Genomic DNA, 7,605 nt, shown 5'->3' with positions numbered 1-7,605 from the left:
GTCGATTCTCCGGGAACTCAAAGCCCAGTTCGATCCCGACGGCACGCTGCCGGCACTGCCGCAGCTTGAGGAGGATCGTCTCGAAGCGTCGCCGACGCACGCGATCGACTCCGATGACCGATGAGCCAGACAGGCGGAACCGGCGTGGCCGGTCCCGCTTCCGTCGGTCCACAGCACCCGTACGATGCTTCAGCGAGGTTCCCTGGTGTTCGATCCGCAGTTGAAACCCGAGTCGTCCCCATCCAAGGGGTCGTCGGGCATCGCTTCGGACCGGACCGTCGACCCAGAGGGGCTGGTCGACGACGGACACGACGAACCCGTCGCCTCCGAGCCGGCTCCGGACGACCTGGAGCCGACGCCCGAACCCGAGCCTGCCGGCCCGACGATCCGACTGTCCGAAGAAGCCAAGGCCGCTGGTGATGCCTGCGTTCAGTGTGGCCTGTGCCTGCCGGCGTGTCCGACGTACCTCGAGCTCGGCGATGAGGCCGACTCGCCGCGTGGTCGGATTCGCTTGATGCTCGGCCTGCACGACGGCGACGTTCCGTACACCGACGCAGCCGGTAAACACATCGAGCGCTGTCTCGGCTGCCTCTCGTGTGCGACGGCGTGTCCGAGCGGCGTCGACTACGGCACCCTGCTGGATGACGCGGTCTACAAGCTGTCGCACGATCGCCTTGATGGTGGGCCGCCGGCGGAACAGCTGTCGGGCTTGAAGAAAGCCATCGCCGTCAAGCTTCTGGCCAGGCCGAACAGGCTCCGCGTCGCACTCGCCGGTGCACGTCTGGCCGATCGCGTTGGCCTGCGTCGGATCGCGCGCAAGGTCGGCCTGATGAAGCTGATGGGTCCGACGCTGCGTCGGATGGACCAGCTTCTGCCGATCGACGAGAAGGCGGCGATCTGGGCCAAACCGATGCCGGCGCACAGCCGTGCTGGCGGGATGGACATGGTGGTCCGCATGCTCGACCCCGAACAGGCCGAGCAAGCCGACAGCGTGAACGTGGCAATCGGCTTCTTCGAAGGATGCGTCGCCGGCGTGATGTCGGCCGACGTGCATCAGATGGCAGCCGAGATCATGTGTGAGGCCGGTGCCGACGTCATCGCCCCGCCTGACCAGGTCTGCTGCGGTGCCATCCATAACCACGCCGGCGATCGCGACGATGCGAAGGACCTGGCGCGCCGCAACATCGACACCTTTATCCCCGACGACAAGCCGCGCGTCCGCTACATCACCAACTGCACCGCCGGCGACGGAGCGATGCTGCGCGAGTACGGCCACCTCCTTGCCGATGACGCCCAGTACGCGGGACGTGCAAAGACCTTCGCCGGCCTCGTCCGCGACATCACGGAGGTGCTCCTCGATCTCGGCGTAGGCGAAGGCGAGCTCGCCTTCGGAAACGCCGTGAAGCTCAAGGCGGCGTACCACGACGCGTGTCACCTCAAGCACGCCCAAGGCGTGGCGACACCGCCGCGGCAACTGCTGAGTCGCGTGCCCGAGCTGGAGCTGATTGACCTGCCCGAGTCCGACATCTGCTGCGGCGCAGCAGGCACGTACAACCTGACCCAGCCGGAGATGGCCGGCCGTTTGGCACGTCGCAAGCTCGAGCACTTCGCCAACACGGGTGCCGACGTTCTGGTCAGCGGCAACATCGGCTGCACGATGCACCTCGCCGCCATCGCCAGTGAGGCGGGCCGCCCGATCAAGATCGTCCACCCTGTCGAACTCGTCCACGCCGCGATGTTCGGACGCGGGTGAAGGACGTGGTCCTCGAAGCGCAGCGATCGCGGTAGCCGCGGGCCTACAGCCCGCGGTTTTGAACTGCGAAACCAATTCGACGACGAACCGCGGGCTGTAAGCCCGCGGCTACAACGTTCGATCAACTCGCGACACGGAGAAGCGCCAGGTCGAGGACCAGTCGGTCCTGCGGCCCCATGCGGTTTGCAAGCTTCTTGATGAGGCTCGGGCACAAGAGCAGCGTCGCGGCTGAGGGCAGGTCGGCTCGGGTGGCGAGGTGTCGAAGACGTCGCGCCGCGTTGCTCGGAAGCCCAAGCGCCTTGCAGAGCCGCCGGTCCATCGCGGCCGGGCCGATGCTGCGGCGTTGGAGTGCCTGGCGGACCTTGCGTGCGATCAGGCCGATCGCGATCCCGCCGCTGACCACCATCACCGCTGCGGCCAACCAGGGTCCGGCGTCGGCCGAGGCTTCGTTGCCGCCGAATCCGCCGCGAAGGGCTTCGAGCCGACTCGCGTCAAAGTCAGACGCCGACGCGTGGCTCGTCACCAACGCAAAACCAACAACGCTCGCGGCCGCTGCCTGAAGTGGCTTTGTCTTCTTCGTTCGTCCACGCAGCTCGGTCGCGACGCGGCGAACGGTCTTGGTCGCGAGCTTGCGGACGCCCGCGTCGCCGTCGCTTCGTGCGAGACGAGCGACTTCGTCCAGAAGGCGCCAGCGACGCGTCTCGCCCACCGCCCAGACGCCGCTGAGCCTGTGATTGGCCCGGCGATCGCGCAGCATGTCGAACAGCGGCCGCTCCGCATCGCCTAGGCCGTTGGCATCAAGCGCGACGATCGCATTTGCGCGTTCGCGGTTTCGGCCGAGCCGCTCGCGGGCGTGCAGCAATCGACGCAAGTCGTCTGCCTCGCGGAGTCGGCCGAGGTTTTGGAGCGACTCGACCGCGTTGGCTCGGACGCGATCGTCGGCGTCGTTGAGGAGCGTACGCAGGAGCGCGAGGTTCTTGTCGCCCGCCACACCGGCCAGCAGCGTTGACGCCCGTGCACGCAGCTTCGCGTCGCCGGATCGAGCGCATCGCAGAATCGCCTGCGGCACGGCGACACCTGCCTCTTCGGCCAGCGACAACGCCAGCATCCGCGACGACACCGGCCCGGTCGAGGCGAGACGATCGAGACGACGCGATGCGTCGGGCAGCAGTTTCAACAGGGCCAGCCCAGCTGCGCGAACCTTGCGCACCGAGGCCTGCCCGGATGGACGTTTGGCAGTGGGTTCGAGGCGAACGAGCTTGCGGAAGACGCGCTCGAACGAAGCCGTGAGTTCCGGCGTGCAGGCGCGACGAATCGCGGGCGAACTGCAACACCGTGCCAGCAACAACCGCTCGGCCTGCTGACGCTGACTCGGCGTGCGTCCTGTACCGTCGGCCTCGATGCCACGGCTCCGGCGGGCGAGCTCGCGAGCGCCGAAGCGCGCCAGCCGAGCGTCGGCGGAGCCAGCGAATCGGTCCATCCACGCCGGCGACAAGTCAATCCCACGCGATGCCGAGAGCGTCGCAGCCCGACGGGCGATGCGGTGCCGAAGTTCGGCATGGTCGCCCGCGGCCTCGTCGATCTGGACGAGCAACGCCTCGACGTCAAGCGTCGCGCCCGAAACGACCCATGTCGTCAGATTCGGCAGATCGTCGGGCTGCAGTGTGTCTTCGACATCGGAGTCGAGCTGGCCGAGCAGATCGGTCAGACGCGACGTCGACCAGAAGGGTCCGTCCTGCAGCGTCGCCACCGTGGCGGCGAGCCGTGCGTCGGACAGCAAGTGCGCCCGACGGACAAAGTGGACCGCGACAGAGGTCGGTGCGTTGCGCAACGCCTCGGCCAGAATCGGTTTCGCAGCCGCGGCGCCGGAGAGACAGGCGGCCACGTCGCCGGCGGTCCGTGGGGCATTCAGCCTGGCGGCCGAGGCACCGCCGCGTCGACGGATCAGGTCCGCAAGCGGCCGGGCACGTGTGCCGCGCCCGAGGAGTTCGACGGCCGCTGCAACAAGGTGTTCCTCTGCAGTGCGGCCCGAGGCGACCACGCCGCGTGGGTCCTCCAAGGCGTCGGCGACGATGTGCGTCAGCGCGTCGCGATCTTCGGTCGACGTCGCGTCTTCGATCCAACCCGTCAAGGCCGACATGGCAGCGCGGGCGACATCGGCGTCGCGCGTGTGCAGAAGCGAGGCGAGCGTCGGCAAGAGCGACTTGTGCCGCGCCGATTCGACAAACCGAGCGGCCGCGATCCGAGCTTCGGCCTCGTTGCGACGAGCACACTTCTGCGCCGCGGCCGCGAGCTGTGGAGCCTTTTCTGCGGCGTGCTGCTGAGCGGCGACCGGCAACTCGTCGAAGCTCCGGACGAGCTCTACGAGTGCGCCCGGTTGATTCCGATCGAGCAACGTCCCCAGCGCGGCAACGGCCTCTGCGTCATCGCCAAGGCGCACCGCCGCCAAGCACGCCTCGTCCGCCGCGGGCGAGGCATCGGCAGCCAGCAGGCGATGGACGGCAGACGACACTTCGCCGTTATCGGACACGCTGTCGCGTCGACTTCAATCCACAACTTGTCCCGAAGCCCTTCTGCCGGTTACGCCTCGACGCGATTTGCCTCCAACCTGTCGAGATCGACGGCCCGGAGTGCACGCTCGTGCGTTGCCTCCAGCACCACGGGCGGAGCGACGCCCGCCTCGTCCGCCTCGCGCCATCGCCCGCTGCACAGGCACCAGCGGTCGCCCGGCTTGAGCCCTGGAAATCGAAACTCCGGGCGAGGCGTTGACAGGTCGTTGCCGCGTGAGGCGGTGAAAGCGAGGAACTCTTCGGTCACGACGGCACAGACGGTGTGGCTGCCGACGTCCTGCGGGCCGGTCTCGCAGCAGCCGTCGCGGTAGAAGCCGGTCTTCGGGTCGGTTCCGCAGACCGCGAGTGGTCCGCCGAGGACGTTCTTGGCGGTCGGTCGCAGGTTGACGTCATCGGGTCGCATGGCGAGCTCACCCTGCACAAGCCGTGCCTGCCCGGCATCGCTTTTGTTCCGCGACACGGCATGAGTCGGCTCAAGCCCCTCGAGGATCAGGTGATCGTCCTTACCGGGGCCGCAAGCGGCCTCGGGCTCGTCACCGCCCGCCTGGCCGCCGAACGCGGGGCAAGACTCGTGCTCGCCGGTCGGGACGAACCGGCACTCCGCAGGCTCGCCGACGAAATTAACGGCAATGGTGGCGAAGCCTTGGCCGTGGCGTGCGACGTCTCGATCGAAGGGGACGCCCAACGCCTCCACGACGCCACCATCGAGCGATTCGGCGACTACGACACCTGGATCAACGACGCCGGCGAGTCGGATACGACGAGCGACGACGCGAAGGCCGTCTTCCAGACCACCGTCGCCGGCGTGTTCCACGGCACCCGTCAGGCCGTCGGACACTTCAAGCAGCGAACCGACCAACGCTTCCACGGATCGCTCATCAACGTCGGCAGCGTCTCGTCCGAGACGACGCCCCAAGACGCCATCCACGTCGCGAGCCAGCACGCCGTGAAGGGGCTGACCGATGCGCTGCGGCAGGAAGTCCGATTGGACAAGCTGCCGGTCAACGTCGCGCTCGTCGTCCCGAGTGCGGATGCGACGCCCGACGACGAGGCAGCGTGCGAGTCCGTCGCCCGGGCCATCCTTCATGCGGCCCAACATCGAACGCGAGGACTCGGCGCCTCCGATCCGCTGTCGATGCTCGGTGCCGTTCTACCGAGCGTCGTCGAGACGTTCGTGCTGGCCGTGTTGCCGTCGTCTTCGGCGAATGGCGATCGAGGCGAGTCCGGGGCGACGCGACTGCCGTCGCGGATCAAGGCACACCCGCTCACCTCCGCCGCCCTGTCCGCCGGCGCGGCCCTGATCATCTCCGCCGTCGCAGGCGTAACTCGGGACGACGCGGACGACGAGCTGTGACCGGCTTGCCGCGTCAGACTTCGACAAGCTCCAGCGAGCCGCGTTCGGGCTTGCCGCCGCTGAGATAGCCCAGCGCCTGCTCGTGGGCCGAGTGGTAGTGCCGACCAAGCACCGACCAGTCGAATCGGCCGCTGAGCTTCTCGACGCGGTTGCGCACCTCGATCCGCTGACGCCGGTTGAGCTTCGTGAAGTTGAACAGGTGCTCGGCCATTTGCTCGACCGAGTCGTGGAAGCCGTTGCGACCACGATCCAACACGAGCACGGCGGGCGTGTGCGGGATGTAGCTCGGCATCGTTTGCTCCAGTTCGTCTTGGCCACGCACATAACTGCCGAAGCCCGAAAGGTCCGTCGTGATGCTCGGCAGGCCGCTGGCCATCGCCTCCATCGGCGTGTAGCCCCACGGCTCGTAGTAGCTCGGGAAGACGCCCACGTGACAGCCGCGGACGAACTGCCCGTAGTCCAGCGTGATCAGCGGGCTTGTGCTGCTGACAAACTGCGGGTGGAAGACAACCTTCACCGGATCACCGGGCGAGTTGATCAGGTTGCGATGCCGAAGGTGACGCAAGACCGGATCGCTCGCATCGTCGGCCAGATCGTGCGTCACGACGCTCGGGAAGCGACGGACCCGCGCGGCATTAATGGCCCGCTTGAGCTTGATCTCCGCATCCTCGTCGATCAGGTCACCACGGCCGACCATGTGCCCTCGCGACGCCTCCTCGAACAGCCGCTGACCGATGCCGGCCGTGATCTCATCGCACGTCCGTTTGAGCTCTTCGAGCTGTGCCTGGTTGGCCAGCGTCTCGACGTTGATGCTGCGGACGGGTGCCCGCGTGATGATGAACGCGACGACCGTCGGCACCGTCTCGCCGTCAACGTCGCGAGCCCAGCGGAGCTTTTCGTTCAGCCGGAAGAGGCCCTCGACGAAGAGGTCCAGGCCCTTGTTTTTGTACTCGTACCGGCCGCTGGTGAAGAGGTAGAGCGTGTTGTCGAGGTCGAACGCGCCACTGGGGAAGAAGTGGCCGCGGACGAAGTTGTGGATCTCCTGCTTGTACTCGCTGTGAAGGTGATGGAACTCGTGCGGGGCGTCGAACCGCTCGATGTCCAGGCCGTTGGGCAGGATCGCGTCGGGCGATCGGCCCAGCAGGTGCTCGGCCTCGCGGCCGGTGACGTCGCTGACAGTGGTGAAAACCGTCGCCGAGTGCGTGGCCGCCTTCTCGATGCGGTGCCGCGGGCCGATCGTGTACTTGTCGGCCTCCTTGTCGGCGTCGTAGAAGGGCAGGTGGTCGTAGAACTTCGAGTCGTCGCCCGCGAGGTAGCGGCCGAGCAGGGTTGCGTGCGTCGTGAAGACCGTCTGCACCGGAATCTGCCGATGCGCGATCCGCGGCAATGCCACGCCGGCCATCCACTCGTGGAAGTGCGCCAGCGTTGCCCGGCCTAGCCCCGCGTTGACCTCTGATGCCGCTGCCAGGAACTCGGCCACCGCGAAGCCGAAGCTGACGACCTCGTTCACCTCGCCGTCGTCCGCCTGCGTTTCGATGCCGTGGTCGGCGGAGAGGAAGTACTTGTCTTCGTGCAGCAAGCCGAAGCGAGCGCGATGGTCGATCAGAATCGTCCGAGGCCGACCGGGCACGAGCCATCGCCCGTGCCTCGCCTCGACGCCGCGACGCTTGGCGGCGTCGATGATGTCGCGGAACACGCCGTCGGGCGGCGTCTCGTCGAACTCCGTGACCGCCGTCGCCGGGTTGTACGGGCCGACGAGGGCATATCGCTCGCCCCACTGCTCCAGCATCGTCCGGGCCTTGGTCCGTAGGACCGTGTAGATGCCGCCGAGCTGCCAGCAGACTTCCCAACCAACTTCAAACAGCAGTGCCGATCGGCGGACGGACTCGGGCGTGACGGGGCTCGGTGGGGCTTTCGTCTTCTTCGTC

The 7,605-nt window shown here is 67.4% G+C and carries 5 protein-coding genes; 2 read left to right on the top strand and 3 right to left on the bottom strand.

What is annotated here, in order from left to right; all coding sequences use genetic code 11:
- The first annotated feature begins 205 nt into the window (after positions 1 to 205).
- Entirely contained in the window at positions 206 to 1,753 is a 1,548-nt protein-coding gene (locus AAGI46_14090) for a heterodisulfide reductase-related iron-sulfur binding cluster (GenBank protein ID MEM1013337.1), read from the top strand.
- Between the two features lie 121 nt (positions 1,754 to 1,874).
- Here AAGI46_14090 and AAGI46_14085 read toward each other — a convergent pair whose 3' ends face one another.
- Positions 1,875 to 4,283: a HEAT repeat domain-containing protein gene (locus AAGI46_14085; protein MEM1013336.1), complete on the bottom strand. Its 2,409-nt coding sequence runs from the start codon at positions 4,281 to 4,283 to the stop codon at positions 1,875 to 1,877.
- Positions 4,284 to 4,333: 50 nt separating this feature from the next.
- The gene (locus AAGI46_14080) at positions 4,334 to 4,726 is read right to left on the bottom strand and encodes a DUF2237 domain-containing protein (protein MEM1013335.1); all 393 of its coding nucleotides are present in this window, start codon (positions 4,724 to 4,726) and stop codon (positions 4,334 to 4,336) included.
- A 60-nt stretch (positions 4,727 to 4,786) separates the two neighbouring features.
- Between AAGI46_14080 and AAGI46_14075 the strand changes: the two genes are divergently transcribed.
- Positions 4,787 to 5,677 (top strand): SDR family NAD(P)-dependent oxidoreductase, encoded by an 891-nt coding sequence (locus tag AAGI46_14075; protein ID MEM1013334.1) that lies wholly within the window; start codon positions 4,787 to 4,789, stop codon positions 5,675 to 5,677.
- Between the two features lie 13 nt (positions 5,678 to 5,690).
- Here AAGI46_14075 and AAGI46_14070 read toward each other — a convergent pair.
- Positions 5,691 to 7,605 (bottom strand): glycosyltransferase (locus AAGI46_14070; GenBank protein ID MEM1013333.1); only part of this gene is annotated, 1,915 nt, incomplete at its 5' end.

This window comes from Planctomycetota bacterium (assembly GCA_038746835.1).
In the GTDB taxonomy this organism is placed as follows: Bacteria; Planctomycetota; Phycisphaerae; order Tepidisphaerales; family Tepidisphaeraceae; genus JBCDKH01.
The sequence above is the reverse complement of the archived record's forward strand: the minus strand, read 5'-3'. Positions and strand labels throughout refer to the sequence as shown.